Source organism: Citreicoccus inhibens (genome assembly GCF_019039035.1).
In the GTDB taxonomy this organism is placed as follows: domain Bacteria; phylum Myxococcota; class Myxococcia; order Myxococcales; family Myxococcaceae; genus Citreicoccus; species Citreicoccus inhibens.
Window position 1 is genome coordinate 16877 of record NZ_JAHNZT010000051.1, and the last position, 25312, is coordinate 42188.

Consider the following 25312-nt stretch of genomic DNA (forward strand, 5'->3'; position numbering starts at 1 on the left):
GGCGAGGGGGGCTTCCGAGGGCCCCCGGGGCGACACCGGAGAGTGGAACCGGACCGCCCCGCAGGATAAGGGGAAGCGCGTGCAGGCCAGCGACATGGAGGGGATGGACGAATCGGTGGGTCGCGCGCTCGGGCGCGAGCGCTGGGCCAACGGCCGCCACATGGCGTGGGTGCGGCTCGGCGCGGTCAGCCTCCTGTTCGGCGTGGTGTTCTACCTGGGACGCACTCGGGGGCTCGCGGACTGGGAGGTCTACCTGGGCCCCTTCGCGGTCTACTGGCTGTGCACCGCCGTGGTGGGCGTCGCGGTGGCGACGTCTCGGCGGGCCGCGCAGTGGGCGGGCCTGTCCATCGCCTTCATCGACGTGCCCGCGGTGTTCTGGCTCCAGCATCTCGCGCTGCCCGTGTCGCCCTCGCCGGGCGGCGTGGCCGGCTTCACGCTGGGCATCTTCGTCGTGCTGGTCCTGCTGTCCGCGCTGGGACTGCGGCGCGCGGTGACAGCGGTGGTGACGGCCATCAGCGCCCTGGCGGAGATGCGGCTCCAGCAGGAAGCCCACATCGGCATCGGGGCGCAGGTGGCCGCGCTCGTCATGCTCGCCGTCGCTGCCGCGGGCGCCAGCCGCCTGCTCCAGCGCGTGCGCGCGCTCTCCGCCGCGGTCAGCCGTGAGGAGCTCAAGCGCGCTCGGCTGGGCCGCTACTTCTCCCCCGCCGTCGCGGAGCGCCTCCAGCACTTCGCCTCGCCCCTGCCGGAGCTGCGCGAGGTCACGGTGCTCTTCGCCGACGTGCGCGACTTCACGGCGCTCAGCGAGCGGCTGCCCCCAGGCCAGGTCGTCGAGCTCCTCAACGAGTACTACGGGCGCATGGTCGAGGTGGTGTTCCGCCACAACGGCACGCTCGACAAGTTCATCGGTGATGCACTGATGGTGTACTTCGGAGCGCCGCTGGACGACCCGGACCACGCCCGGAGCGCGGTGCGGTGCGCCCTGGACATGGTCAAGGAGCTGGAGGCCGTCAACGCCGAGCGCGCCCGGCGAGGCGAGCCCGGACTCCGGATGGGGGTGGGCGTCCACACCGGCCCGGTGGTGTTGGGCAACATCGGCTCCACGGCCCGTCGCATGGAGTACACCGCCATTGGTGACACGGTGAACCTGGCCAGCCGCATCGAGGGGTTGACCAAGCAGTTGGGCGTGGTGGCGCTCGCGTCCCAGGCGACCCGGGAGCGGGCGGGCGCGGCCTTCGAGTGGGCGGCGGCCCCCGTGACGGCGGTCCCCGGCAAGAGCCAGCCCGTGGCCACCTTCATCCCCGCGCCAGCCCCTCCGTCCGGCTCGAACGCGGCGGCATGACGGCCCGGGCCAGGTCGCTCGGCCGTCCAGGGACGGGGCAGATCCACCTGTTCGCTTCTGGCTCGCCTAAGTGGCCTACATGCCTGAGGGTTTACGTTGACGCCCCCGGGGCACGGTCCCTATAACGCCGCGGATTCCTCTGCCGTCATCGAGGCTACCCCTTGAGCATTTTCGCGTTGGACAGGGTCACCGCCCAATTTCCCGAGGCGGTCGCGGAGCGCTACGTCGACCGCGCCGGCGGCGCCTGGGCCGTCATCCATGCCGACTGGCTGCCGAAGGTCGCCGCGTTCCTCAAGAACGACCCCGAGCTGAACTTCAAGCTGTTCGGCTCCGCGGATGCCGTGGACCGGTTGCACCTGGCCGAGAACGACCCGCGCTTCGAGGTCGTCTACTTCCTCTACTCCCTCACCCGCCATGAGCACGTGCGCCTGAAGGTGCGCGTCTCGGAGTCCAAGGCGGAGCTGCCCTCGCTCGCGCCGCTGTACCGGGGCGCGGACTGGTGGGAGCGCTTCGTCTGGGACTTCTACGGCATCCGTTTCACGGGGCACCCGGACCTGCGACGCATCCTCCTGTACGAGGAGTTCCAGGGCCACCCGCTGCGCAAGGACTACGCGCTGCGCGACCGGCAGCCGCTCATCCCCGAGCGCCCCATCAAGGACATCTTCCGCGGCCCCGGCACCAGCGGCATCGCCTGACGAGGACACCATGGCCGACAGCGCCAAGCCCGAAGCCCACGCTCCCAACCCCGACATCGACTCGTATGCGCACGAGTCCGAGCTGGAAGCCCATCTTCAGACCAAGAGCATGGTCATCAACATGGGCCCCTCCCACCCGGCCACGCACGGCACCGTGCGGCTGAAGGTGGAGCTCGATGGCGAGACCATCACGAAGATCGATCCGGAGATCGGCTTCCTCCACCGCGGCTTCCAGAAGAGCTGCGAGAACGTCACGTGGACGCAGTGCCTGCCCTACACGGACCGGCTCAACTACCTGTCCGCGATGATGAACAACTTCGGGTTCCTCAACGCCGTCGAGAAGCTCATCGGCTTGGAGATCCCGGAGCGCGCGCAGTACATCCGCGTCATCGGCTCGGAGCTGCACCGGCTGACGGATCACCTGACGTGCGTGGGCGCCACCGGCCTGGAGATGGGCGGCTTCGCGCCGTTCCTCTACGGCATGGAGGCCCGTGAGCTCATCCAGGACCGGGTCACCGAGCTGACCGGCGCGCGCCTCACCACCAGCTTCGGCCGCGTGGGTGGCATCAACCGCGACCTGCCCGAGGGCTGGATCGCCAAGGTCCACAAGACGCTGACCCGCACGGAGGAGCTGCTCGTCGAGATGGACGGGCTGCTCACGCGCAACCGCATCTTCGTGGACCGCACCAAGGACACGGGCGTCATCACCGCCGACGACGCCATCGACTACGGGTGGACGGGCCCCGCGCTGCGCGCCTGCGGCGTGGACTACGACATCCGCAAGGTGCGCCCCTACTGGGTCTACGAGCGGTTCGACTTCGACGTCCCGGTGGGCGAGCACGGCGACAACTACGATCGCTACCTCGTCCGCCTGGAGGAGATGCGCCAGTCCATCCGCATCCTGCGGCAGGCGATGGACACCATCCCCGCCGGCCCCATCATCGTGGACGACTGGCGCATCGCGCTGCCGCCCAAGCCCGAGGTCTACGGGACCATCGAGGGCGTGATGGCGCACTTCAAGCTCGTGATGGAGGGCATCCAGGTGCCCCCCGGCGAGGTCTACGACTCCACCGAGGCCTCCAACGGAGAGCTCGGCTGGTATCTGGTGAGCGACGGCCGCGGCCGTCCGTACAAGGTGCACGTGCGCGCCCCCGGCTTCCCCGTCCTGGCCGCCCTGCCGCACATCATCACGGGCAAGATGCTTCCGGATCTCGTGCCCACCTTTGACACCATCAACATGATCGGCGGCGAGGTCGAGCAGTGAGCGACAACGACACGAAGAAGCCCACTGGGGATGCCGTGGCCGTGGCGGCCCCGAAGCCCCCCGCTCCGCCTCCCGCGGGCCCGCCGCCCAAGCCGCAGCCCAAGAACCCGGGCTTCGTCACCTGCACCATCGACGGCAAGGAAGTCGTCGTGAAGCCAGGGACGAACATGATCGAGGCGGCCAAGCTGGTCGGCTCGGACATCCCCTACTACTGCTACCACCCGCGCCTCTCCATCGCGGCCAACTGCCGCATCTGCCTCATTGAGGCGTCCAACGCGCCCAAGCTCGTTCCGGCGTGCCAGACGGCCCTGGCCGAGGGCGTCGCCGTCAAGACGACGACCCCGAAGGTCAAGGAGCAGCAGCGCTCGGTGATGGAGTTCCTGCTGCTCAACCACCCGGTCGACTGCTCCATCTGCGACCAGGCCGGTGAGTGCAAGCTGCAGGACTACTACATGAAGTACGACTACCGCCCCTCGCGTCTCGAGGGCGGCAAGGCCCTGAAGAACAAGCGCAAGGTGCTGGGGCCTCGCGTCGTGCTGGACCAGGAGCGCTGCATCATGTGCACGCGCTGCGTCCGCTTCATGAACGAGATTCCGCGCGAGTCCCAGCTCGGCGTCTTCGGGCGCGGCAGCCACGAGCGCATCGACGTGTTCCCGGGCAACGACCTGTCCAGCAACTACTCGCTGAACACCGTGGACGTGTGCCCCGTGGGCGCGCTGCTCAGCCGCGACTTCCGCTTCAAGGCGCGCGCCTGGTTCCTCTCCGCCACCCCGTCGGTCTGCACCGGCTGCTCGCGCGGCTGCAACACGTACGCGGACTGGATGTCCCAGGACACCTACCGCTACCGCCCCCGGGAGAACGAGGAGATCAACAAGAGCTGGATGTGCGACCAGGGCCGGCTCTCGTACAAGGAGCTCAACACGGACCGCGTGCTGTTCCCGCTGGTGGGCCGTGAGAGCGCCCAGGCCAAGGGCAGCGCGCGCCCGGAGCTGACGCGCCAGGAGGCCGCGCAGGCCGCCGCCAGGCAGCTCAAGCCGCTGGTGGGCAGCGCGAAGCTCGCGGTGCTGGCCTCGCCGGTCGCCTCCAACGAGGCGCTGCTGGCCGGGTTGTCCTTCGCCAAGACGGTGCTGGGCGTCAGCGCGGTGTACGTGGGCGGCCGCCCGCAGGGCGCGGCGGACCACTTCCTGATGACGGCGGACAAGAACCCCAACCGCAAGGGCCTGGAGACCATCGCCCAGGCGCTGGGGCTCGCCATCAAGGGCTTCGAGGACCTCTCGACGGCCATCCAGTCCGGCAAGGTCACCGGCGTGTACGCCATCGGGACCGAGGTGCCGGGCAACGCCGAGGCCTTCGCGCAGGTCGCCGCGAAGCTCGAGGTGTTCGTCGCCCAGGCGCAGAACGAGTCGCCCGTCACGGCGCAGGCCACGGCGCTGCTGCCGGCCAGCGCGCACATCGAGGACGAGGGCACGTTCACCCAGCAGGACGGCATCACCCAGCGCTTCCGCAAGGCATACCCCTCCAAGGGGGACGCGGTGCCGCACTGGAAGTGGGCCGCGGAGCTGACGCGCGCGCTGGGCGGCGAGGCCGCTTGGGCGTCCGCGCGGGACGTGTGGCGCGCGCTGTCCACCCAGGTGGCCGCGTTCGCCGAGTTCAACTGGGACAAGGCCTCTCCGCCGGACCGGGAGAAGCCGGGCATCAATCCGCTGCCGTCCGGAGCCGATGGGCGTCCGCCCGGGTACCGTGAGTTCGGCGCGCCGCGAGTGAGGGGAATCTAGCGATGAGTCGCATCCTGACAATGCTGGTGGCCATGGCCACCATCGTCGTCGCCCTCGCGGGCGGCGTCGCGACGGCGTACCTGGTGGGCGGCTTTGTGGAGGCCCACGGGTTCACGGGCGCCAGCCGGCTGACGAACATCGTCTTCCTGATGCTCGTCTTCGTGATGATCATCGCCACGCTGCTCACGCTCGCCGAGCGCAAGTGGAGCGCGTTCATGCAGGACCGCGTGGGCCCCAACCGCGCGCGCCTGGGCATCCCGGGCCTGAAGAACCGCTCCCTCGGCGGCATCCCGCACATCATCACCGACGTGCTGAAGATGCTGACGAAGGAGGACTTCATCCCGGGCATGGCCAACCGGTTCCTGTTCAACCTGGGCCCCCTGCTCGCCTTCGCGCCGGTGTTCGCGCTGTTCGCCGTGGTGCCCGCGGGCCCGACGGTGACGGTGCTCGGCCAGAAGGTGGACATGGTGGTGGCCACGCCGGACTTCGGCATCCTCTACCTGTTCGCCATCGCGTCGCTGGCCGTCTACGGCACCGCGCTCGCGGGCTGGTCCTCGAACAACAAGTTCGCGCTGCTGGGTGGTGTGCGCGCCTCCGCGCAGATGATCTCCTACGAGGTCGCGCTGGGCCTGTCGCTCGTGGGCCTGTTCCTGACCTTCTCCTCCGTGCAGCTGCCCGCGCTGGTGGGTGACGTGGCCAACGCCCTGTCGCCGGCCACCGGTCAGGGCCAGTATCTGTGGAGCACGCAGGTGTTCGGGTTGGACATCGGCATCCCCGCCTGGGGCTTCATCATCCAGCCGCTGGGCTTCATCGGGTTCTTCGTCGCGTCCTTCGCCGAGACCAAGCGCGCCCCCTTCGACGTGCCGGAAGGCGAGTCGGAGATCATCGGCTACTTCGTCGAGTACTCCGGCATGAAGTTCGGCATGTTCATGATCTCCGAGTTCGTGGAGGTCGTGGTGCTGGCCGGCGTGACGACGGCGCTGTTCTTCGGCGGCCACAACCTGCCCATCTTCGGCGAGGCGCTGGCCAACAACGCCTTCATGCAGGAGCACGGCTGGGTCTACGGCACCATCCTGGGCACGGTCTTCTGGCTGAAGGTCCTGTTCCTCATCTGGGTGCAGCTGGTCATCCGCTGGACCTTCCCGCGCTTCCGGTACGATCAGATCCAGTCGCTCGGCTGGAAGATCCTCCTGCCGGTGGGTTTGGTGAACGTGTTCGTCACGGCGGCCCTGGTGCTGTGGGATCCGTCGCTGCGCGCCCTCGGCGTGGTGGGCATCCTGGAGATTGCCGTCTTCGTGGCCCTGACGCTGTCGAAGAAGGAGAACTCGGAGGCCGGTGCGCACGGTGACGCGCACGGGCATGACCACGGGCACGCGGCGCCGGCTGGCGCCCACGCGGATCCCCACCCCTCTGCGGCGGGCGCGCACTAGGCCTGCCAAGGCGGCGGCGCAGCACGGCCGCCGCAAGCGAGACACGACATGGCGTACAAGGCGACCCAGGATCCCCGGACAGACCTCCGCGAGCGGACGTACATCCCCGAGCTGTTGCGCGGCCTGGCCATCACGACCCGGCACTTCTTCCGCAACATGTTCGGGACGCGCGACACCAACCCCCAGGTGGTGGACCGCAAGGGCCTCAGCCTGATGACGACGGTGGAGTACCCGGAGGAGAAGCCCATCTACCCCGAGGGGTACCGTGGCCTTCACCGCCTGGTCCCGCGCGAGGACGGCAAGCCGCGCTGCGTGGCTTGCTACATGTGCGCCACCATCTGCCCGGCGCAGTGCATCTACATCGAGGCGGGCGAGTACGAGACCGAGACGGGCGACTCCGAGTCGCGCGTCATCGAGAAGTTCCCCACCCAGTTCGTCATCGACGAGCTGCGGTGCGTGGTGTGCGGCCTCTGCGTGGATGCGTGCCCCAAGGACGCCATCCGCATGGACACCGGCACGCACACGCCCTCCGAGTACAGCCGGCAGAGCTTCGTCTACGACATCCCCAAGCTGCTCAAGGGGCCGGCGGTGTCCCACCCGTCGGATCCGTGGAACAAGCGCGAGGGCTCCGAGGAGCCGCACCACGTCCACAAGGAGGCCCACACGCGCATTGGCGAGGGGCTGGTGCAGCTCAAGACGCCGCAGCTCGGCGCGGGTCACGGCAAGGCGGGCGCGCACGGTGCGGGCCACGGCTCGCAGACGGTCGTCACCCAGCAGGGCCCCATCCAGGTGACGCGCTTCCTCAAGTAGCGCGCCGTCCCCTTCCTGTCTCCTCCCGGCCTGCCGCACCGTGAGTCACGGTTCGGCGGGCCGGTGCCTTTTCCGGGTGCGTGTGGTGACGCTGAAGCTCTTCAATGCAGCTAGCGACGAGCGGCCCGGGTGGACACGCGAAGGAGCGGAGTGCGCGCAGGTCGACAGCCGCGCGCGCCCGGGCCTTCCGGTGGGGACCGCGGCCTCCCTAGCGTGGGAGTCCCCATGAAGCGCTACCGCCTCTCGGTGTGCAAGGGTTCGAGCTGTCGGGCAGGTGGCGCGGACAGCGTCCACGCCGCGGCGCGAGAGGAGCTGACCGCCCGGGGGCTGGTGCCGCGCTGCGAGCTGTACCGCGGGGGCTGCTACGGCTTCTGCCACATGGGGCCCAACGTGGTGGTGCGCGAGGACACGGGCCGCAAGAAGGACCCGCTCTCGCCCGAGGACTACCAACTCATGGGCTGGGAGGGCGAGGTCTACTACTCGGCCATGACGGCGGAGAAGATGCGCCGCGTGGTGGCCGAGCACGTCCAGCAGGACGCGCCCGTGCGCGAGCTGTTCGGCCAGCCAGACTCGGACTCGGGCGAGGAGTAGCGCCCGCTCACTGCTCGCCGAGCGGATGCACGCCGTCCCACTCCTCGGGTGGGGGCGCGAGGATGAGGCCCTGGCAGCGCTCGGCATAGACGGCCGCCACGGTGTCGCCGTACTCGGTGGCGCAGCGGCGGAAGTGCTCCTGCGCATCCAGGAAACGCCGCTGGTGGTACGCGGTGAGGGCCTTCTCGTAGAGCGTGAGGCCCTCCTGCATCTTCGCGGTGAAGTCACCGCGCCGGCCCAGCAGCTCGTGCAGGCGCAGGGGCTGCGCGCGGTTGCGCAGGCGCACGCGGTCCACCTCGCGGAAGACGTAGCTGTCGCGGGCGAGCTGCGCGGTGGCCTCGCCCACCAGCACGTAGGTGCCGTAGGCCTTGTTGGCGGCCTCCAGGCGGCTGGCCATGTTCACCGCCTCGCCCATCACGGTGTAGTTGGACTTCAGCTCGCTGCCCATGTCGCCCACCAGCACCTCGCCCGTGTCCAGGCCGGCGCGGAAGGTGAGGCGGTGGCCGAACTTCTTCTCCCAGAGGGGCTGCTTCTCGGCGAGCACCGCGCGCATCTTCAGCGCGGCCTCGCAGGCCAGGTGCGCGTGCCGGTCCGTGCGCACGGGCGCGCCCCAGAACGCCATCACCGCGTCGCCCACGTACTTGTCCACCTGCCCCGCCGTCGAGCGCACCACCGCCGTCATCTCGGTGAGGTAGGCGTTGAGCAACTGCACGAGCTGCTCGGGCGGCATCTGCTCGGACAGGCGCGTGAAGCCGTCGATGTCGGAGAGGTACACCGTCATCTTGCGGCGCTCGGGCCTCATGAGGCTGACGTCCCGAGCAACCAACCGCGCGACCTCCGGGCTGACGTAGCGGCCGAGCGCGCTGTGGACGAAGTCGCGCACGTCCTGCTCGTTGCGGAAGGCGTAGACGGTGGTGGAGACGAACGCGAAGGCCATGGCCAGGAGCGGCCCGGCCACGGCGACCCACAGGCGGTCCTCGACGAAGAGGTAGCCAGACAGGGCCACGTAGCCCGCCGCCGCCGCGCCCAGGCCGCCCACGTACAACAGCGCGCCACCGAGCGACCGCAGGAGCCAGCTGATGGACAGCGCGAGGAACGCCCCGAGGAAGGCGAGCCCCACCGTCAGCCCGAGGTCCAGGTCCGTGCCCGCGCGCGAGATGCCCTCCGACTGGAGGATGTTGGCCAGCGACTGGCCGAGGATGGCGCCGCCCGGCAGTCCGTGCCCGATGGGCGTGTCGCGCCCTTCCGGGGCATAGCTCGTCGTGTTGGTGAGGATGACGGCGCGCCCCTGCAAGTCGTTCTCGAAGCGCGGAGGTCGCTCGTCCTGCGCGTCGAAGAGGTTGACGAGCACGTTCCAGCCACGAATGGAGCGCCCGAGCGAGCCCCGCGTCCCGCGCCCCGCGACGGGTGAGTCAAAGCGCACGAGGCTGTAGCCCGACTCGTCCATGGGGACCGAGTACGCCTCGCCGATGTAGAGCCGCCCCTGCGCGTAGCGGAGCTGCCGCGTGCCCGCCAGTCGCATGGCGGCGGCCAGCGGGAGCGAGGGCAACACGTGACGCTCACCGCCGCGCGGGCTGTAGAGCACGAGATGCGGCACGCCGCGCACCACGCCATCCGGATCCGCCGACAGCGTCGCGGCGCCGTAGCCGCTCGCCGCGCCCAGCAACGGCGTCACGGGGTGCTGAAGCTGGCGCACCTCGACGAGCTTCTCGGGATCCAAGCCCTGCACCACGACCTCGGTCATCGCCACGAACAGGTCCGTGGAGGACAAGGCGTACGCGTCATCCGTGGCGCGGCGCTCCTGGACCGCGGGCTGTGCCTCACCGAGCTGCGCCCCGAGGAGACGGCCCTCGCCTTCATCCGCCACGCCGGCCCAGACCTCCATGGCGCTGCCCGCGGGGATGACGAAGGCGGGCCGGCGCAAGGTGAGGACGGTCTGCGCGCGTGCGCGGGCCTCGGCCAACGCGGCGTAGGTGCCCAACCGAACGCGATAGGGCCACAGCCGCCCGGCGAGCGGCATGGTCCGCGCGCCCTCCGAGCCCCAGCCGAACGCGAGCACCGAGTGGCCAGGGTCCTCGTCGAGCAGCTCGCGAAAAGCGTCATCGTCCTCGGACAGCGCCGAGCGCCCCGCCTTGGGGCTCACCGTGCACGCGCGCGGACTGAGCTCGGGGTAGAGCGAATCGAGCACGACCAGCGAGGCGCCCTCGCCCACCAGCCGGTGCACCATGCTGCCCACCACCTGGCGAGGCCACGGGTACGCGGCGATGCCCGGGCGCACGCTCTGCTGCGCTTCGGCGAGCGTCTCGTCATCGACGGCGACGACCACGACCCGGTCCGAGCGCTCCGAGCGTTCGCCCAGCTTGCGCACGCGCCAGTCGTAGAAGACGCGCTCCCAGGAGTCCACCCCGCGCGAGGCCGCTTCCAACAGGCCCGTGGGCGATAACAGACTCGGCGCCTCGTCCGCGGAGGCGACGCGCGGCGGACGCTGCGACACGAGCAGCCCCATCAAGCTGCCGAAGAGGGCCGCCTGTAGGAGTGAGAAGCCGAGGCGCTTGAGGAAACGCCGACCAGCGGAATGGGCTCGGAGACCTTGCACGGACGGGCAGAGGATACTCCGGCCAGCGCCTTGGTATGCTCCTGCCCCCATGAAACGACTCCTCCTTTCCGCCGCAGCCGTCGCCTCCTTGCTCGCGCCCCTGGCCTGCGACCTGGAGAAGGCCGGCAATCAGCTCTCCGCCGACCACGTCATGGTCGGCACCTTGTTGGCGACCCCACGGGTGGACGTCTCCGCGTCCGCGATGGCGGGGTTCGACGCGGGCACCTTCGGCGGGGACGCAGGGGCCGATGTCATCTCCCTGCCCGCGCAGACCGCGGCCTTCGTCTTCTTCGGCACCAAGTCCGGAGCCAACGCCTCGCCCTCGGGCGTGTCGGGGGCCAACGTGGAGCTCAAGGCAGGCAGCGAGCCGGGCGTGGCGCTCACCGCGGATGGCTCGGGCAGCTACAGCCGCAGCAGCAATGGCGAGTCGGGGCTCGTGTACCAGTCTGGCGCGACGTACCAGTTCATCGCGACGGAGAGCGGCACGCGCTACGTGGGCCACGTGGAGGACTCGCCGACGAAGGAGAGCATCACGGCCTTCCATCCGCCCGAGGGGTTCGTGCGGCTCGCGGCGAACACGGCGTTCAGCTTCGATCGCGCCGCCGCCCCCGCGGGCAAGGACCGCACGCTGGGCTTCGTCACGGTGGTGCCGCTGAGCTCGGATGGCCAGAAGGGCGAGCCCACGTACTCCAACGTCCCCACCTCGCCGGTCGAGTTCCTCCAACTCGTCGCGGTGCCCGCCACGTTCCGAGAGGCCCGGGTCACGATTCCCGCGGCGGCGTTCCCCAAGGCAGCGCAGACCTATCTGGTCATCTTCCAGGCCGTGCGCATGGGCGGCGCGGAGACTGACAACCTGTTCCTCGGAAGCGCGCTGCTCGCCGGGACCGCGGAAGTCGGCATCTTCCGAACGAACTGAGCCAGCGCCCTGCCCCACCCGCTCCGGACCTTCCGCTCCGGCGCACGCGGTTGCGCGCAAGCCGTGTCATGCGCGGGGCGCCGAGCGGTCCGCGCGCTCAGCCCGCTTCGATGTCGAGCCCGATGCGGCCCTCCAACTTGAGTCGGAGCAGATGGCCGGCGAAGCGCTCCGCTTCGTCGCGGGCGAGGACGTGGCGGAAGGCATCGCCGTCCGCGAGCTCCACCTCCAGCACCGGCCCCCGCTGAAGGAGGCGGAAGAAGTCCTCGCCTCCATCCGAGCGCGGCACGAACACCGGCAGGAATCCCTTGATGGGCAGTGCCACGCCCGGAGCTCGCATGCGATCCACCAGGGCGCGTGCCCCAGGCCGCACCGCATCCGCCAGGACATCCTCATCGGGATACAGCGGCGCTGGCGCCAGCGACACATCCTCCGTCGAGTCATCCGCGAGGAACCCGTAACGCGTGGGGAGGCGCCCGGTGAGCTGGTAGCACAGCAGCACGGACGCGTCGGTGGCCACCCGCGACACATGAAGAATGGCGCGCTCCGCCCCCACCCTGCGCAGCACCAACGTGAGCCCCGGCTGGCTCGCCGTGGCGTAGCGCCGCACGCGGTCCAGCAGCGTCGCGCGGATCTCCTCCATCGCCGCGACATACCGCGACTCACTGTCCGCCTCGCGCTCCGCGAGCGCATCCCGCGTCTTGCCAAGCCGCGCCTCGGCGTCGCGCATGAAGCCCTGCGCATCCGACGCAGGCGTGAGCGCCGGGGCGGCTCCCTCTGGAACCATCAACCCCGCCGCACGCACCGCGCCCAACAAGAAGTCGCCTTGGTGCGAGAGCCGCTCACGCTCCTCACGGAAGCGCTGCCGAGCGACCTCCTGATGCCGCCGCAGGTCATTCCAGGCCTCGTAGGCGGCCTCGAGCGTCTCCAGCCCCCTCAAACGCGCCAGGGCCTCATCCGGGCCCGAGGGCTCGCGCTCTGAATCGGGGTCCAACTCACGAGGAGGGGACGCCGTCACCGTGGGCATGTCCACCGGGGTGTCGTGGCGCAGGAGCGCATCCCTGCGGCCGCGTCCAGTCGTCCCCTTCTTCTCCCCGCTCACGGCACCCTCCAGGCAACGGGATGCGAACCATCCCGGCCTGGGAATGATAGGGGCGCCCGCGCCCAACACCCAGCGTTCCGAACCGCGCCGAGGCCCCCGTCACCCTACTGGGGAGGCCTCTTCGCGCCGCCAGTTGGCGCTCAGGCCGTGCGAGAGACGGGCGGAACCTGCTGCGAGGTGGACGCCTCGCCCCGCGAGCTGTTGATGGCGTTGGACAGCGCGTCCTGGCCGCTCTGCAGACGCTGGCGCAGGTCTCCCCGGAGCTGATCACCGGGCTTCTGCGCGAACAGCAGGCCCAGCCCCGCGCCCACCAGGAGGCCCGCGGCGAACGCCCCCAGCACGGGCGCGAGCTGCTCCACGGGGCCCCGGCGCGACTCCAGCCCGATCAGCTCCAGCACATCGTCCCGGTCCAGCTTCTTGATGTCCTTCAAGCTCAACATGCGCGTCTCCGATGAACTGCGAGGTGGGTGGAAACCGTGAGCGCTAGGCGCTCTCCGGGCGCGACGGTCCCGAGGCGGGGGTCGCTCGCGCGGGCGCCTGCTGGCCCTGGCCGCCCCGTCCCGTTTGATAGCCCTGCACGGCCGCCTCGGCCATGCCGATGAGTTCGTCCTTCACGAAGGGCAGCGCGGCCAGCTTCATGCCCAGGCGGAGGACTCGGGCCGTCAGCGGCGTGAAGAGCCCGCCTCCCAGCACGTAACCCACGCCCAGCGCCGCCGCCATCATCCCGTAGGGGTTGCGCTCCACGCGGCCCCGGAGGTCCAGCGACTGGCCCAGCTCGGACGCCGCGTCGCGCGCGTCGGTGAACAGGCGCTGCGCGTCGGCGCCCAGGTGGTCCACCTTCTGGCCCAAGCCCCGCCCCTCGTCGCCCGTCGAGGACACTCGGCCGCTCGCATCGCCTGGATAGGTCGTCATCGTCGTTCTCGCTTTCAGCGTCGGGACGCCAGGCGCCCCACGAGGAAGCCCACCGCCACCGCGCCCAGCAGGCACGTGCCCGGGTTGGCGCGGATGAAGCCCACCACGCGCTGGTTCAGGTCCACCAGGTTCTGCCGAGCCTCATCGAGCTGCGGCACCACCTGGTCCTGGAGCTGTCGGGCCCGGTCTGCCAGTTGCTGCGGATTCATCTCCATCGAACCTTCTCCTGTCAGGGTTGAGTCGAAGCTTCCGGGCCAGCCGAGCGCTCAGCGCTCGCCCCCCCGCCGCGAGCCGAGCACATAGCCCACGAGGAACGCGGCGCCCACGCACGTGTACGGATGGCGGCGCACCCAGCCCCGCCAATCGGTGGCCACCGCCACCTCCTCGCGCAGCGCGCTGACCGAGGTGGCCAGGTCGGCGCGCGTCCGCTCGATTTCCTCACGCAGGGCCGCGCTCGTGCGCGGGCGCACGGGCTTGGGCTGTTCGTTGCTAGCGGCCATGCGGCGGCTCCTGGAAGGGCGACGGCGAGGACTCGCGCAGCGTGTTCACTCCCGACTCCGCCGGAGCAGGCCGGGCCGGCGCCCGCGTGAAGACGGCCATGCTGCGCGACAGCTCATCGGACGTATCATCCATCATCTGGCGCGCCTTCAGTCGCGCCACCGCGTGGGCCACGCCCAGTCCGCCGCCCACGAGGTTGAGCAGCCCCACCACCGCGAGCGCGCCCGCCCACCCCGTCCACGGGACCATCGCCGCGGCCAGGCCACCACACACGAAGGCGTAGCCCACGAGGATGAAGGGAACGAACACGGCGATCCTCGCCACGTCCAGGCCCATGGCGCGCGCATCCTCGGACAGCTCCAGCCGGGCGAGCTGCAGGTGTTGCGACACCAGCCGACTGAAGCCCTCCGCCATGCGCCCGACGAGCGCGGTGATGCCGCGTTCCGTCTGTTCACTCCCCACGTGCATGCACTCTCCGACCGTCGCTCGCGTCCGCCCTCGGGCGGGGCCAACCTAGGCATCCGCCTCCGTCACGACAACTACGTCACAACGGATGTGTCTGGCGTTCGCAAGCGTCGGCCACCCAACGCACCGCCAGCGCCCCCCACGCTAACCGATGAGCTGCACGGGCGGAGAGCGCGGAGTCGCGACCACGATGGGCGCCTGGAAGCGCAGCACCAACGGCAGGTGGTCCGAGGCCCGGCGGCTCAGGGGCGTTCGATGCGGGTGCAGCGCGAGCGGCTTCACCCCGGCATCCACGTAGATGCGATCCAACCGCAAGAGCGGCCAGCGGGTGGGATAGGTGCGCGCCGGCACCCGCAGGGCCAGCGCCGTGTCGTGGAGGGCCCGGCGCACCAGCGCGGGCACCGGCCCCGGGCCCCACGAGTTGAAGTCCCCGCACACGACGACCGGGTCCTTGCGCACGGCGTCGCGCAGGATGTCCGCCGAGAGCAGCAGCGCCTCCTGCCGGCGACGCTCGCCCACGGACAGGCCCATGTGGAGGCTGAACACGTGGAGCAACTGCCCGGCGCCCAGGTCCAGGTCGCACCGGAGCGCCCCGCGAGGCTCACGCCGGGGGACGCTCAGGTCGTAGTTCTTGGAGCGGCAGATGGGCAGCCGCGTGAGGATGGCATTGCCGTAGCGCCGGCCGTTGAGCACCACGTTGGGCCCGAACGCCAGGTGCATGCCCAACAGCTCCGCGAGGTGCTCGGGCTGGTCCTCGCATGGCGTCTGGCCTCGGAAGTCCCCCACCTCCTGGAGCGCGAGGATGTCCGCGTTCACCTCACGCAGGACCTGCCCCACGCGCGCCAGGTCGAACACGCCGTCCAGGCCGATACCGCTGTGGATGTTGTACGAGACGAGCGTCAGCTCCACGCGGACGACCCACCCCTCACGCGGGACGGAGGCGCCGCGCGGCCAGGCGGAGGCCCGTCAGCGGCAGGGTCACCAGCCGACCCGCGGCCCGGACCGCATCGGACAGACTGGAGCGGAGCGACCGCAGGTTGCGCCCCGCCTCCTCCGCCAGCTCGGGGAAGCGCGTGGGCGGCGCGGCCTCGCGCGTCGCCGGCAGCGCGCCAATTGGCGCCGTGGGACGCCGCCCTGGCACGACGGGCGCCTTGCGCTGGCGAGACGCCCCAGCCCGCCGAGCGTCCAACTGGTGCTCCTGGAAGAGCTCCTCGGTCTCCGCGTGGCTCCGGCCATAGTGGATGCCCTCGCCCTCGTGCTCCGGGCGCGTACGCGAGCCGGACAGGTGCGCCTTGTCCTGGCGGCGCTCGCTGCGGCTCTGAGGCAGGGTCTTGGGAACCTGGAAATGATCGAAGCTGTAGGAGCGAGGCATGTCCGCACTCTCCATCCACTCAATCGGGTCCGAGGAGAACCTAGGAAGCCACCGCTCCCCCCGGCACGACAGAGCCCACGGGCCCTTGTCCGCCCTCCTCCCTCTCAGCCGGGCACTCAGCCCCAAGAGCCCGAGGAACCAGGCGCCCGCGGACTCCCGGCGGGCAGGCGGCACGGCACAAGTCAGGAGGGCAGCAACCGGAGGCACGTGGTGTATGAACGGCCCATGTCTGCGCCTCGCCTCGTCCTCGTCGCCCTGCTCGCCACCTGCATCGAGGCCGCCGCGGCGCAACCCGCCCCCGTGGCCGAGAAGGCCCCGGCGGAGCCGACCCTCCCGAGCGCTCCCGAGACGCGGCCCCACCTCATCCTCCAGCCGGGGACGGCCAAGCCTGGCGACCCCGTGCTGGTGACGGTGCGCGGGCTCACGGGCCTGCCCACGGGCACCCTGGGAGGCAGGGCCCTGAGATTCGTCCCGTGGCAGGGCGGCGCCATGGCCATCTCGGGCCTCTCGGTGGACCTCGCCCCCGGGCGGGTGGACGTGAAGGTCACCGTCCCCGCGTCTCGGGGAGCAGCCCCGGTGGAGCTCACCGGCACCCTGGAGGTCATCCCGCCCGGCTATCCCGAGCGCGAGCTGCGCGTCGCCTCGAAGTACGTGGACCCGTCGAAGGAATTGAAGGCGCGCATGGAGGCGGATCGCCGCGCGTTCGCCATCGCCTTCGCGCAGCCACTCCAAGCGCCGTTCTTCGGGCAGAACTTCGCGTGGCCGCGCCCGGCCACCATCACCGCGCCGTTCGGCGACCGGCGTTCGTTCAACGGCAAGCTCCAGAGCCAGCACTTCGGCACGGACCTGGATGGCGCGACGGGAGAGCCCATCCTCGCCGCCAATGACGGCGTGGTGGTGATGACGCGCGAGAACCAGGCCGCAGGCAACACCGTCATCATCCATCACGGCGGCGGCCTGTTCACGACCTACTTCCACATGTCGCGCATCCTCGTGAAGAACGGCGCGAAGGTGAAGCAGGGAGACCGGCTCGGCCTCGTGGGCAAGACGGGCCGCGTGACAGGCCCCCACCTCCACTGGGGCGTGAAGGTGGATGACCTGTGGGTGGATGGCCAGTCGCTGCTCAAGCTGGACTTCTTCCCCGCCCCGCTCGCGGCACCGAGCCCCGCCTCACCCAGCCTCGCGGCACCGAGCCTCGCGCACGGCTCACCCGAGCTGGGGAATCCCTAGCGCCGCGCGCGCCTCGGCGGGGGTCATGGGCTCGCGGCCCGCGTCGCGCGCCAGGCGCACGGCCTTCTCCACCAGCGGGCCGTTGCCCTTCGCCATCTCCCGGCCCGCGGTGTCCAGGTAGAAGTTGTCCTCCAGGCCCACGCGGATGTTGCCGCCGAGCACCAGCGCGCCCATCACGAGCGGCCACTGCACCTTGGAGATGCCAATCACCTCCCAGGTGTCCTCGGGGCCCACCTGCCGCGCCATGTGCGCCAGGTTCTCCATCGTCGGCGCCACGCCGCCCAGCACGCCGAGCACGAAGCTGTACTGGAGCGGCGGCTTCAACAGGCCCATCGCGATGAGCGGCTGCGCGTTGTGGATGTGCCCCACGTCGAAGCACTCCAGCTCGGGCTTGGAGCCGCCCGCGCGCATGGCCTCGGCGGCAATGATGATGTCCGAGAACGGGTTGGGGAACACGAAGTCGAAGACGAAGCCCTTCCGCTTCTCGGAGTACTTCGCGTAGTTCATCGAGCCCATGTTGAGCGCCGCCATCTCGGGCCGCGTCTCGTTCACGTAGCCGATGCGCGCGCGCTTCTCGTCCTCACCCTCCACCCCCATGTTGAAGCCACCGGTGGAGAAGTTGATGATGATGGGGCAGCGCTTGCGGACCTCGTCGCGAATCTGCCGGTAGATGTCCGTGCTCCACGACTGGTCGCCCGTGTCGGGCTCGCGCGCGTGGATGTGCACCACGGCCGCGCCCGCCTCGTAGGCCCGGCGCGCCTCCTCGGCGATCTCCACCGGCGAGTACGGGATGTACGGGCACTGCTCGCGCTTGGTCAGCACGCCGTCCAGCGCGCACGTGACGATGACCTTGTCCTGCACCAGGGCCATGAGGCTCTCCTCCTCGGAGGTGCTGCGGGAGACACTGCGGAATTCAGCGGTCGTTCCACTTCGGAGGGCGCTTCTCCAGGAAGGCGGTGACCCCCTCGGCCGCGTCGTCGGCCAGCACGTTGAGCGACAGCTGCGACGCGAGGAACTCCAGCGCCGCGGGCAGCGGCATGTCCTCCGCCGTGAAGAAGGCACGCCGGCCCAGCGCGAGCACCGCCTGACTCTTGCCCGCGAGCTTGTCCGCCAGGGCGCCCACCTGGGCATCCAGCTCCGCCGCGGGCACCACGCGATTGACGAGCCCGAGCGCCAGCGCGTCCCGTGCCGTCATCCGCTCGCCGGTGAGCACCAGCTCCAACGCGCGCTTGCGGCCCACGTGCCGCTGGAGCAGCGCCATCATCATCATCGGGAACAGCCCGACGTCGATCTCCGGTGTCCCGAAGCCCGCGCCCTCCACGGCCACCGCCAGGTCACACGCGAGCACCAGGCCCAGGCCACCCGCCAGCGCGTGCCCGTTGACGCGGGCCACGGTGGGCTTGCGCACGTCCTGGAAGCGCCCAAGCAGCCGCCCGTACGCGCGCCGCCCCTCATGGGTGGCCAGGAAGCCCGCCTCGCCCGCGAGCTGCCCGAGGTCGCCACCGGCACAGAAGACCTTCTCGCCCGCACCGGTGAGCACCACCACGCGCACGCGCGGGTCCTCGTCCGCCCGTCCGAGGCCCTCCAGCAGTCCCTGCACCACGCCCGGGGACAAGGCGTTGCGCGCCCCGGGGCGATCGATGGTCAGGTGCGCTTGGGCGCCTTGGACTTCGTACCGGACTTCTCCCGCTTCCATGCAGGCACCTCCGCGCCGGGGGCGTCCGCCAGGACGCCGTGAAGGAAGGAGTCGGCGATCTGCGCCTTGGCCTGCTCGAGCATCTGCGTGTCGCGCGCGTCCGCCAGCCCCACCACGAAGGCCGTCAGCCCCATCTCGATGGAGCCGAACAAGAGCGCCGAGGCCAGCAACGGATCCACGTCCGGCCGCAGCTCTCCGGCGTCCTTGGCGCGGGTGAACATCTCCGAGCTCAAGCGGATGACGTCCACGAACGCCGTCTGACGGTTGATGCGCGCGCCCGCGGGGCTGCGAGCAATCTCCAGGATGAGCACCTTCACCGCGCGCGGGTCCACCCGGTAGGCCTCGAAGGCCACATCCGCGATGCCCCGCACCTTCTCGACCAGGGTGCCCTCGCCGTCCGCCACCGAGCGCACACGGGTGACGAAGCCGGTCCACCCCGTCTCGAAGACGGTCTCCAGCAGCTCGTCCTTGTTCTTGAAGTAGTGGTAGACGAGCCCGTAGGCGACGCCCGCCTCGCGCGCCACGTCCGCGATGCGGCAGCCGTGGTAGCCCTTGCGAGCGAACACATCGATGGCGGCGCGAAGGATGGTGCGGCGGCGCTCACTCTCGCGCGTCCCACCCTCCGCCGCCGTCTTCTGCTGACCCACGCGTCCTCCACCGGCCGGTTGATTCAAGAATCAGCCGGGGAGGACCCTACGAACGTGGCGGCTGGCGGTCAATCCCTTCTCGGGAGTTACTTGACCTTGCCGCTGATGGTCGGCGCGTTGATGAACACCTTGTGCCCCTCGAGCTGGGCCGCGGTGTACTTGCAGACCGCGTTCACGGTGAAGTCGAGGCCCGGGTCGGCATAGGGGCCCGGGGGCGGCTCGGCCGCGGGGTCGTGCACGTCCGCGATGGTGTACGACTCCACCTGGAAGGGCGGGTACGTGAAGGCGATGCCCTTCTCGAGCGGATCCACCTTGACCGGACCGATGGCGCCACCGGCGCAGCCGTCATCGCCGCCGTTGCGCGCGAGCTGGTTGTACCAGGGGTCCGACAGGAGGAAGGAGGCGCCCACGGTGGCGAAGTGGTTCACGACCACGTTCGTGGCGGGCGGCGGCGGCGAAATCTGCCGGACGACGGGGTTCACCGGATCGCTGCGGTCCAGCGCGTGCGGCCAACCGGTCCACAGGATGCGCTCCTGCACCCAGATGGTGGTGTTGGAGTCGAACTTGCCGTTCTTCCCGTCCCAGCGGCCGTTGCCGTCGGTGTCCACGAAGCGCTCGCCCGGGTCCCACGTGCCGTTGTCGTTCGAATCCACGAACGGCTCGGTGGTGTCCTCGAAGGCCTCGCCCTGGTCGTACTGACCATTGTTGTTGTCGTCGTAGAACTGCTCCTCGCCGCTGGTGATGGCGATGAGGCTCACGAGGTTGTCGCGGGGGTTGTTGACCTTGCCGGGCCGGATGGGGTCATCGCGGCGGGGCTCGGGGCGGGGAATCTGGGGCTGCGGAACCGCGCCGTAGTCGGCCAGCGGGTTCTCGGACCAGAGGAACGGGTGCATCCACAGGGGCGCAAGGTACTCGCCGGTGTGGGTGGCGTCCTTGACGGGGTTCCAGGTGAAGACGCCCGGCTCCACGTCCACGGGCAGAGGCAGCGAGCTCTTGTAGAGCACCTCGGCGTTACCCACGACGTTGGTGGCGGACACGCCCGAGGGCGCGATGGTCCCCGCCTCGGTGAGGAAGGACACCTGCGCGCCGACGATGCCGTCGCCGTTGCGATCCGCCACGTGGGCGATGCAGCGCACCTTGACGCCGGCGATGAGGTTGCGCGCCTCGTCCCACGCGCCGATGGCGTGGTGGGCACCGGAGCCGGCGCCGGAGAACGAACCGCACTGGAAGGTGAACTGGCGCGAACTGGACGCGGTGCCAGCGAAGCTGACCACCGGGCTCAGGGCCGTCTTGTCCTCGGCCTTGGCGACCACGACCACGGAGGCCACGCGGCCTCCCCGAGCGACAAGCTGAACGGAGACGGAGCCGTCTCCGGTGTTGGTGGTGCCCTCAGTGGGCGACAACTCCATGCCAGGGACTTGCGGCTGGAGCGAGAAGGTCACCTTGGTGCCGGCCTGAGGCTGGCCACGGGTGTCCACCGCACGAAAGCGGAGTGTGGTGATCTCACCCAGCTTGGGCTGGAGTGGCGATTGATCCACGAACTCCAGCGTGGCGGGAGGCGGCGGTGAGCACGCCACGAACAGCACGCTCGCGAAAGCCACCCACGAGGCCAGGACCGGACGCATCGGCGGGAACTCCTTAAGGACGAAGAAGGGGCAATGCTGTGTTCCGTCGCCACACAGCACTCCCCTCCATCTTCCCGGGCCGCCTGCCATCCCGTCAAGGACACGACAACAGGGACGAGCGTCCCCTTGCGTTTCCCGACGGGGGCACTCAGGCGGCCGAGCCGCTGAACATCACCCGGGCCACGCCCAGCAGCCGGTCCACGTCCCGAGACGTCAGGCCCCGGGCACGGGCGAAATCCGACAGCGGACGCAGCAGGTCCTCGGTCTGGGCAAGGGTCTGCTCCGTGCCCGTGAACAACTCGCCCAGGCTCACGCCCAGCGCGTTCGCGAGCGCGGCGAGCGTCTCGACGTGAGGAACGCGCTCACCCCGCTCAATCATGGAGAGGAAGGACACGCTGATCTGAGCTCGCTCCGCGAGCTCCTCCTGCGTCCACCGCTCGGGCCGCTGCGTGCGAAGCTCGCGGATGCGCTGGCCAATTCTTTTTCCGAGGTCCGACACGAAAGACTTCTCCTGGGGGGATGTTCTGGGGGGATGTTCGAGGTTGGTGAAACCACTGCGTACGGCCCGTGATTCCTAGCCCCCTGAACCGAAGGATCCGAACCCGGCGATGCTCAGGTTGACGCCTGCGAACTCCAGCGACTGGCCTCGACGAAGAATCATCACCCCCTCGACACGCCAGCAGTTGCACGCCGGGCCGTAGGACACGGCGAACGTCTGCTGAGCGAGGGGCTGCGATTCTTGAGTTGTTGGATCCCGGTAGAGAGGCTGCACCAATGCTTCGTACCGCAACCCGAGCCCAAATCCGAGCGTGATTCGCGTACCTGCAGTGAGTGCCTGTGCCCGTTCGGCCGCAGAGCGATCAGGCAAGTCAGGAACTTCGGGAAGTGAACGCGAGGCTTCCCCGACCAGCATGTCGATTCCCCGACGAACGGAGTCTGGACCGACGGCCAGCGGGTCGAGCCCGCGTTCAATCGCGAGCGGGCGCACCGCGAGCAGGTCATCGTAACGCGCGTAGAGGCCATCGCCCTTGCCGTTGTCGATGGAGAAGTCGGCGGCGAGCTGCGTGATGTCGCCGGTGGTGGGATCGAGCCGCACGAGCGCGCCCGCGGTGAGGATGCCCGCGCTCGCGCTCAGCCGCGCGAAGGAGTCGCGCAGCACCGAGCCCGTCATCGTGCCATCGGCAATCGCGCGGGTGAGCTCCGAGCGGCCCGCGACGGGCGCGTGGCGAGACAAGTCGAAGCCCTGCCCCAGCCGCAGCCGCAGCGGCTCGCGGATGAAGTTGCCCGTCTTCACGCTCAACGCCTGATCCACTGCCACCACGGCCTGCAGGAAGCCGCGCACGTGCCCATCCGACTGAAGCGGCACCGCCGCGTCGATCTCGTCGTAGCGCTGCGGTGAACCGGCGGCGGACGCGCCCGCCGCGGGCACGCGTCCCCAGCCGACGGGCACGTAGCGCAGCTCCACGGAGGGAGACACGGTATGGCGATATGTCGACGTGGGCGTGAGCCCCGCGAACGTGCGCTCCAGCTGTGAGTCCAGTCGGAGGTTCGCGATGGGATAGCCGCGCTGCTGCGTGCGCCCCGACTGCTCGCCCACGAAGAAGTCCTGCCGCAGCGCCAGCGACGGCGTGACACGCGCCACGCCCCCCAGGTCGAACGAGCCGGTGATGCGCGGGTTGAAATCCAACCGGTCGCGCGCCTCGCGGTCCTGGGTGTCGAACACACCGTTGGACTGGCCTGGATCCATGGGCAGTAGCTTGGGATCCACCGTCAGCAGGTCTCCCGGGGGACGGTAGCGCCCCGTCGCCGTGTACTGGCCATCCACGCCGAAGTCGCCGTAGCGCGACAGGAGCGGCGTGAGCCGGCTGAACTCCATGCGCAGCCCGCTCACGAGGCCGCCCCAGATGGGCCGCTCAGGCAGGACGAACGTCAGACCCGGCAGGCGCTGGAAGGTGCTGGGGCCGGGAATCTCGGGCCGCGCGGGGTCCAACGCCGCGGGCAGGCGATTGTCCTGAAAGAAACGGAAGGGCCAGCGCAGGTCCTGGCGCAGCGACACGTCCAGGCCCGCGTAGAGCTCGTCCTGGCGCTGGTAGATGACCCCGGTGCTGCGCAGGTAGTTCTGCTCGCGCGCGATGAGGTCGGCCGTGAGGTCGCGCGTGTAGAAGCCGTCCGACACGAACGACGCATCCACGCGGTCATGCCAGCCGCCCCCCAGGTCCTGCGTGTGCTGCCACGAGGCCTCGCCGCGCAGGCCCCGCTTCTCATGGATGTACTCCGGAACGACGAGCCCGCCTTCCGTCTCGTCCAGGCGGAAGAAATCTCCCCCGCTGAGGCGCGGATCGAACCGCGGATCCACGCGAGGATGCGAGTCCTGGAGGAAGCCCAGCGTGACGCGTCCACGCGTGTGCTCGCTGGGGACATAGCGAAACTCGGTGAGCAGCCGAGGTCCCTTCACGCCGTTGACGCGAGGCTCGCGACGGATGACGGTCAGGAGGTTCTCGGTGCCCACGATGCGCGCGGGCAGCTCCCGCTTCACGACCTTGCCGCCGGAGAAGTAGCCCGGCGTGAGCGTCATGTCGTAGCTCTCGCCGAGCGTGATGAAGAACGGCGCGTCCAGCGCGAAGCCATTCAGGCTGGACGTGGTGGGCTTCGGAATGAGCAAGCCCGTCCGCCGCGAAGACAGCGGCAGATACAGCCACGGCAGCGCGAAGACGGGCACGGAGCGCACGTACACCACGGGCCACGTGAGGATGGCGCGCTCGCCCATGACGACGCTGGCCTCGTTGGCCTCCACGCGCCAGCTCGGCTCGCCCGGGCCACACTCGCACGGGGTGAAGGCCAGGTCGTCCACCACGAAGGCATTGGGGGCTGTGCGTTTGATGTGCGTGCCGCTCATCAGCACGGGCGTCTGCCCCAGCGAGCGCAGCTCCTCGGGCGTCTTGGCCGCCAGCAGGGCCTCCAACGTGACGCCCTTCTTCTGCATGAAGAGGCCGCCCTGCACGACGGCCTCGTTGGCCGCGAGGTCCATGCGCACGGACTCGGCCACCGCGGCCATGCCGCCGCTGACGAACATCACGTTGCCAGAGGCCGTGGCCACCTGGGCCGCCTCGTCGTACGTGACCTCGTCCGCGCGCAACAGGTTGTCACCGCTGCGCAGCTCGCAGTGGCCGCGCGCGGTCAGGTGCTGCGTGTCGGAGTCATAGACGACGTAGTCCGCCGCCAGCTCGACGGTCTCCCCCGACGGCAACTGCACCTGGGTGGCCAGGGGCAGCTGCGTGGAGACGAGCAGCGCGAGCGCGACCGGGACGAGGGAAGTCATGCTGGACAGGGTGCGCGCCGGGCCGGGGCGGCACCCGGGCCCTCAGCGAGCGGGACGCTGGAAGTCGAGGGTGATGAGGTTGCCGTCCTGGCGCGTCTCGAAGCGCGCCGACTCCTTGAGCTGGATGGTGACGCGCACGGTTCGGTTGGCGCCCGGATCCGCCTCCACCTTGGCCACCGCGGTGGCGAAGAAGTGTGTGTCCAGGGGACGCGTGTTGTTGGTGAACTCGACGCGCGTGTTCTCCAACTCCAGCACCACCTGCTTGTCCTGCTCGCTCACCGTGTAGCGCACCGGCTCGTTGGTGCGGACAAAGACGCGCGAGGCGCCCTGCTGCTGCTGGAAGCCCACCAGCGTCATCGTCTTGCGCCGCGACGACACCTCCGAGCCTCCCGACGAGGACGAAGCCTCGTGGCGCGTCTCGGCGGCGCGGCTGCCCTGGCTGGCGGCGGGGCGGGAGCGCGTCTCGGCGGCGGCCACGGCCTCTTGCTGACGGCGCTCCCGCTCGGCGCGGGCGTCCTCGGCCTTCTGACGCTTCTCATCGGCGGCGGCCTCGCGGGCCTCGGCCTGCGCTTGCTTGCGCGCGTCAGCCTCGGCGCGGGCCTCCTCGGCCTTCTGACGCTTCGCATCGGCGGCGGCCTGCGCGGCGGCGCGGCGCTCCTCCTCCGCGGTCTTCTGCGCGGCGGCGCGAGCATCCGCATCCTGACGCTTGCGCTCCTCGGCGGCGGCCTGCGCGGACGCCCGGGCATCGGCCTCCTGGCGCTTGCGCTCCTCGGCGGCGGCCTGCGCGGCGGCGCGAGTCTCCTCCTCCTGGCGCTGGGCCGCGGCGCGCGACTCATCCTGACGCTTGCGCTCGGCCTCGGCGTCCGCCTGGGCGCGGGCGGTGGCCTCGGCGGCGGCCTTGTCCTGCGCCGCGCGCTCGGCCCGGGCGGACTCGGCGGCGGCAGCGGCGGCCTGCTCCTGGCGCTGGCGCTCCTCGTTGGCGGCGCGCGTGGCCTCCGCGGCACTAACCCCCACAAACAAATTAACTAAAACC

The 25312-nt window shown here is 70.2% G+C and carries 25 protein-coding genes; 9 read left to right on the forward strand and 16 right to left on the reverse strand.

What is annotated here, in order from left to right; translation table 11 throughout:
• Nucleotides 1-103: 103 nt before the first annotated feature.
• The 7 genes from KRR26_RS33540 (at nt 104) to KRR26_RS33570 (ending at nt 7904) form a co-directional block, all read left to right on the forward strand.
• On the forward strand, nt 104-1339 hold the full coding sequence (locus KRR26_RS33540) for an adenylate/guanylate cyclase domain-containing protein (RefSeq protein WP_233576462.1): 1236 nt from the start codon (nt 104-106) through the stop codon (nt 1337-1339).
• 176 nt (nt 1340-1515) lie between these two features.
• The gene (locus tag KRR26_RS33545; RefSeq protein ID WP_120202213.1) at nt 1516-2034 is read left to right on the forward strand and encodes an NADH-quinone oxidoreductase subunit C; all 519 of its coding nucleotides are present in this window, start codon (nt 1516-1518) and stop codon (nt 2032-2034) included.
• Nucleotides 2035-2044: 10 nt separating this feature from the next.
• Entirely contained in the window at nt 2045-3298 is a 1254-nt protein-coding gene (nuoD, locus tag KRR26_RS33550) for an NADH dehydrogenase (quinone) subunit D (RefSeq protein ID WP_217081818.1), read from the forward strand.
• Nucleotides 3295-5073, forward strand: a complete 1779-nt coding sequence (locus tag KRR26_RS33555; protein WP_120200919.1) for a 2Fe-2S iron-sulfur cluster-binding protein — start codon at nt 3295-3297, stop codon at nt 5071-5073. The genes nuoD and KRR26_RS33555 overlap by 4 nt, the downstream gene beginning before the upstream one ends.
• Nucleotides 5074-5075: 2 nt before the next feature.
• Entirely contained in the window at nt 5076-6503 is a 1428-nt protein-coding gene (locus KRR26_RS33560) for a complex I subunit 1/NuoH family protein (protein WP_120200921.1), read from the forward strand.
• Between the two features lie 48 nt (nt 6504-6551).
• A complete protein-coding gene (locus KRR26_RS33565) occupies nt 6552-7313 on the forward strand; it encodes a NuoI/complex I 23 kDa subunit family protein (RefSeq protein ID WP_120200923.1) in 762 nt (253 codons plus the stop codon).
• 225 nt (nt 7314-7538) lie between these two features.
• Nucleotides 7539-7904, forward strand: a complete 366-nt coding sequence (locus KRR26_RS33570) for a (2Fe-2S) ferredoxin domain-containing protein (protein WP_120200925.1) — start codon at nt 7539-7541, stop codon at nt 7902-7904.
• A 7-nt stretch (nt 7905-7911) separates the two neighbouring features.
• Here KRR26_RS33570 and KRR26_RS33575 read toward each other — a convergent pair whose 3' ends face one another.
• Nucleotides 7912-10410 (reverse strand): CHASE2 domain-containing protein, encoded by a 2499-nt coding sequence (locus KRR26_RS33575; RefSeq protein ID WP_233576613.1) that lies wholly within the window; start codon nt 10408-10410, stop codon nt 7912-7914.
• 139 nt (nt 10411-10549) lie between these two features.
• Between KRR26_RS33575 and KRR26_RS33580 the strand changes: the two genes are divergently transcribed.
• Entirely contained in the window at nt 10550-11416 is an 867-nt protein-coding gene (locus tag KRR26_RS33580; protein ID WP_199723629.1) for a hypothetical protein, read from the forward strand.
• A 97-nt stretch (nt 11417-11513) separates the two neighbouring features.
• Here KRR26_RS33580 and KRR26_RS33585 read toward each other — a convergent pair whose 3' ends face one another.
• The 8 genes from KRR26_RS33585 to KRR26_RS33620 all read right to left on the reverse strand — a co-directional run bounded on the left by KRR26_RS33585 (nt 11514) and on the right by KRR26_RS33620 (nt 15762).
• Entirely contained in the window at nt 11514-12515 is a 1002-nt protein-coding gene (locus KRR26_RS33585; protein WP_233576464.1) for a hypothetical protein, read from the reverse strand.
• A gap of 140 nt (nt 12516-12655) precedes the next feature.
• The gene (locus KRR26_RS33590) at nt 12656-12955 is read right to left on the reverse strand and encodes a YtxH domain-containing protein (RefSeq protein WP_120200929.1); all 300 of its coding nucleotides are present in this window, start codon (nt 12953-12955) and stop codon (nt 12656-12658) included.
• 43 nt (nt 12956-12998) lie between these two features.
• A complete protein-coding gene (locus KRR26_RS33595; protein WP_236069449.1) occupies nt 12999-13427 on the reverse strand; it encodes a hypothetical protein in 429 nt (142 codons plus the stop codon).
• A 14-nt stretch (nt 13428-13441) separates the two neighbouring features.
• Nucleotides 13442-13642, reverse strand: coding sequence for a hypothetical protein (locus tag KRR26_RS33600; protein WP_120200931.1), 201 nt, complete (start codon nt 13640-13642; stop codon nt 13442-13444).
• A gap of 51 nt (nt 13643-13693) precedes the next feature.
• Nucleotides 13694-13927 carry a DUF3618 domain-containing protein gene (locus KRR26_RS33605; RefSeq protein WP_120200933.1) on the reverse strand — a complete coding sequence of 78 codons (234 nt, stop codon included), beginning with the start codon at nt 13925-13927 and terminating at the stop codon, nt 13694-13696.
• The gene (locus KRR26_RS33610) at nt 13917-14393 is read right to left on the reverse strand and encodes a phage holin family protein (protein ID WP_120200935.1); all 477 of its coding nucleotides are present in this window, start codon (nt 14391-14393) and stop codon (nt 13917-13919) included. The genes KRR26_RS33605 and KRR26_RS33610 overlap by 11 nt, the downstream gene beginning before the upstream one ends.
• Nucleotides 14394-14534: 141 nt before the next feature.
• Nucleotides 14535-15299 carry an endonuclease/exonuclease/phosphatase family protein gene (locus KRR26_RS33615; RefSeq protein ID WP_120200937.1) on the reverse strand — a complete coding sequence of 255 codons (765 nt, stop codon included), beginning with the start codon at nt 15297-15299 and terminating at the stop codon, nt 14535-14537.
• A gap of 16 nt (nt 15300-15315) precedes the next feature.
• The gene (locus tag KRR26_RS33620; RefSeq protein ID WP_120202219.1) at nt 15316-15762 is read right to left on the reverse strand and encodes a hypothetical protein; all 447 of its coding nucleotides are present in this window, start codon (nt 15760-15762) and stop codon (nt 15316-15318) included.
• A 225-nt stretch (nt 15763-15987) separates the two neighbouring features.
• Between KRR26_RS33620 and KRR26_RS33625 the strand changes: the two genes are divergently transcribed.
• A complete protein-coding gene (locus KRR26_RS33625) occupies nt 15988-16992 on the forward strand; it encodes a M23 family metallopeptidase (RefSeq protein ID WP_217081819.1) in 1005 nt (334 codons plus the stop codon).
• Here KRR26_RS33625 and KRR26_RS33630 read toward each other — a convergent pair.
• From KRR26_RS33630 to KRR26_RS37735, 7 genes are all read right to left on the reverse strand, one after another.
• The gene (locus KRR26_RS33630; protein ID WP_120200942.1) at nt 16969-17862 is read right to left on the reverse strand and encodes a BKACE family enzyme; all 894 of its coding nucleotides are present in this window, start codon (nt 17860-17862) and stop codon (nt 16969-16971) included. The two genes, KRR26_RS33625 and KRR26_RS33630, sit on opposite strands and share 24 nt — an antisense overlap.
• Nucleotides 17863-17905: 43 nt before the next feature.
• The gene (locus KRR26_RS33635; protein ID WP_120200943.1) at nt 17906-18688 is read right to left on the reverse strand and encodes an enoyl-CoA hydratase/isomerase family protein; all 783 of its coding nucleotides are present in this window, start codon (nt 18686-18688) and stop codon (nt 17906-17908) included.
• A complete protein-coding gene (locus KRR26_RS33640) occupies nt 18637-19335 on the reverse strand; it encodes a TetR/AcrR family transcriptional regulator (RefSeq protein WP_120200945.1) in 699 nt (232 codons plus the stop codon). The genes KRR26_RS33635 and KRR26_RS33640 overlap by 52 nt, the downstream gene beginning before the upstream one ends.
• Before the next feature lie 86 nt (nt 19336-19421).
• Nucleotides 19422-20960 carry an Ig-like domain-containing protein gene (locus KRR26_RS33645; protein WP_120200947.1) on the reverse strand — a complete coding sequence of 513 codons (1539 nt, stop codon included), beginning with the start codon at nt 20958-20960 and terminating at the stop codon, nt 19422-19424.
• Nucleotides 20961-21108: 148 nt separating this feature from the next.
• Nucleotides 21109-21459, reverse strand: coding sequence for a helix-turn-helix domain-containing protein (locus tag KRR26_RS33650; protein WP_120200949.1), 351 nt, complete (start codon nt 21457-21459; stop codon nt 21109-21111).
• Between the two features lie 75 nt (nt 21460-21534).
• The gene (locus tag KRR26_RS33655) at nt 21535-24279 is read right to left on the reverse strand and encodes an LPS-assembly protein LptD (RefSeq protein WP_217081820.1); all 2745 of its coding nucleotides are present in this window, start codon (nt 24277-24279) and stop codon (nt 21535-21537) included.
• Nucleotides 24280-24321: 42 nt separating this feature from the next.
• Complete coding sequence (locus KRR26_RS37735) at nt 24322-25293, reverse strand: AMIN domain-containing protein (RefSeq protein ID WP_328707256.1); 972 nt, start codon at nt 25291-25293, stop codon at nt 24322-24324.
• Between the last annotated feature and the right edge of the window lie 19 nt (nt 25294-25312).

What these genes read in the sequence shown, in the direction of transcription:
- KRR26_RS33540 (WP_233576462.1), top strand. Translation starts at nt 104, where the DNA reads ATGGACGAATCGGTGGGTCGCGCGCTCGGGCGCGAGCGCTGGGCCAAC.
- nuoD (WP_217081818.1), top strand. Translation starts at nt 2,045, where the DNA reads ATGGCCGACAGCGCCAAGCCCGAAGCCCACGCTCCCAACCCCGACATC.
- KRR26_RS33560 (WP_120200921.1), top strand. Translation starts at nt 5,076, where the DNA reads ATGAGTCGCATCCTGACAATGCTGGTGGCCATGGCCACCATCGTCGTC.
- KRR26_RS33565 (WP_120200923.1), top strand. Translation starts at nt 6,552, where the DNA reads ATGGCGTACAAGGCGACCCAGGATCCCCGGACAGACCTCCGCGAGCGG.
- KRR26_RS33570 (WP_120200925.1), top strand. Translation starts at nt 7,539, where the DNA reads ATGAAGCGCTACCGCCTCTCGGTGTGCAAGGGTTCGAGCTGTCGGGCA.
- KRR26_RS33575 (WP_233576613.1), bottom strand. Translation starts at nt 10,410, where the DNA reads ATGGGGCTGCTCGTGTCGCAGCGTCCGCCGCGCGTCGCCTCCGCGGAC.
- KRR26_RS33580 (WP_199723629.1), top strand. Translation starts at nt 10,550, where the DNA reads ATGAAACGACTCCTCCTTTCCGCCGCAGCCGTCGCCTCCTTGCTCGCG.
- KRR26_RS33590 (WP_120200929.1), bottom strand. Translation starts at nt 12,955, where the DNA reads ATGTTGAGCTTGAAGGACATCAAGAAGCTGGACCGGGACGATGTGCTG.
- KRR26_RS33595 (WP_236069449.1), bottom strand. Translation starts at nt 13,427, where the DNA reads ATGACGACCTATCCAGGCGATGCGAGCGGCCGAGTGTCCTCGACGGGC.
- KRR26_RS33600 (WP_120200931.1), bottom strand. Translation starts at nt 13,642, where the DNA reads ATGGAGATGAATCCGCAGCAACTGGCAGACCGGGCCCGACAGCTCCAG.
- KRR26_RS33605 (WP_120200933.1), bottom strand. Translation starts at nt 13,927, where the DNA reads ATGGCCGCTAGCAACGAACAGCCCAAGCCCGTGCGCCCGCGCACGAGC.
- KRR26_RS33610 (WP_120200935.1), bottom strand. Translation starts at nt 14,393, where the DNA reads ATGCACGTGGGGAGTGAACAGACGGAACGCGGCATCACCGCGCTCGTC.
- KRR26_RS33620 (WP_120202219.1), bottom strand. Translation starts at nt 15,762, where the DNA reads ATGCCTCGCTCCTACAGCTTCGATCATTTCCAGGTTCCCAAGACCCTG.
- KRR26_RS33625 (WP_217081819.1), top strand. Translation starts at nt 15,988, where the DNA reads ATGTCTGCGCCTCGCCTCGTCCTCGTCGCCCTGCTCGCCACCTGCATC.
- KRR26_RS33630 (WP_120200942.1), bottom strand. Translation starts at nt 17,862, where the DNA reads ATGGCCCTGGTGCAGGACAAGGTCATCGTCACGTGCGCGCTGGACGGC.
- KRR26_RS33635 (WP_120200943.1), bottom strand. Translation starts at nt 18,688, where the DNA reads ATGGAAGCGGGAGAAGTCCGGTACGAAGTCCAAGGCGCCCAAGCGCAC.
- KRR26_RS33645 (WP_120200947.1), bottom strand. Translation starts at nt 20,960, where the DNA reads ATGCGTCCGGTCCTGGCCTCGTGGGTGGCTTTCGCGAGCGTGCTGTTC.
- KRR26_RS33655 (WP_217081820.1), bottom strand. Translation starts at nt 24,279, where the DNA reads ATGACTTCCCTCGTCCCGGTCGCGCTCGCGCTGCTCGTCTCCACGCAG.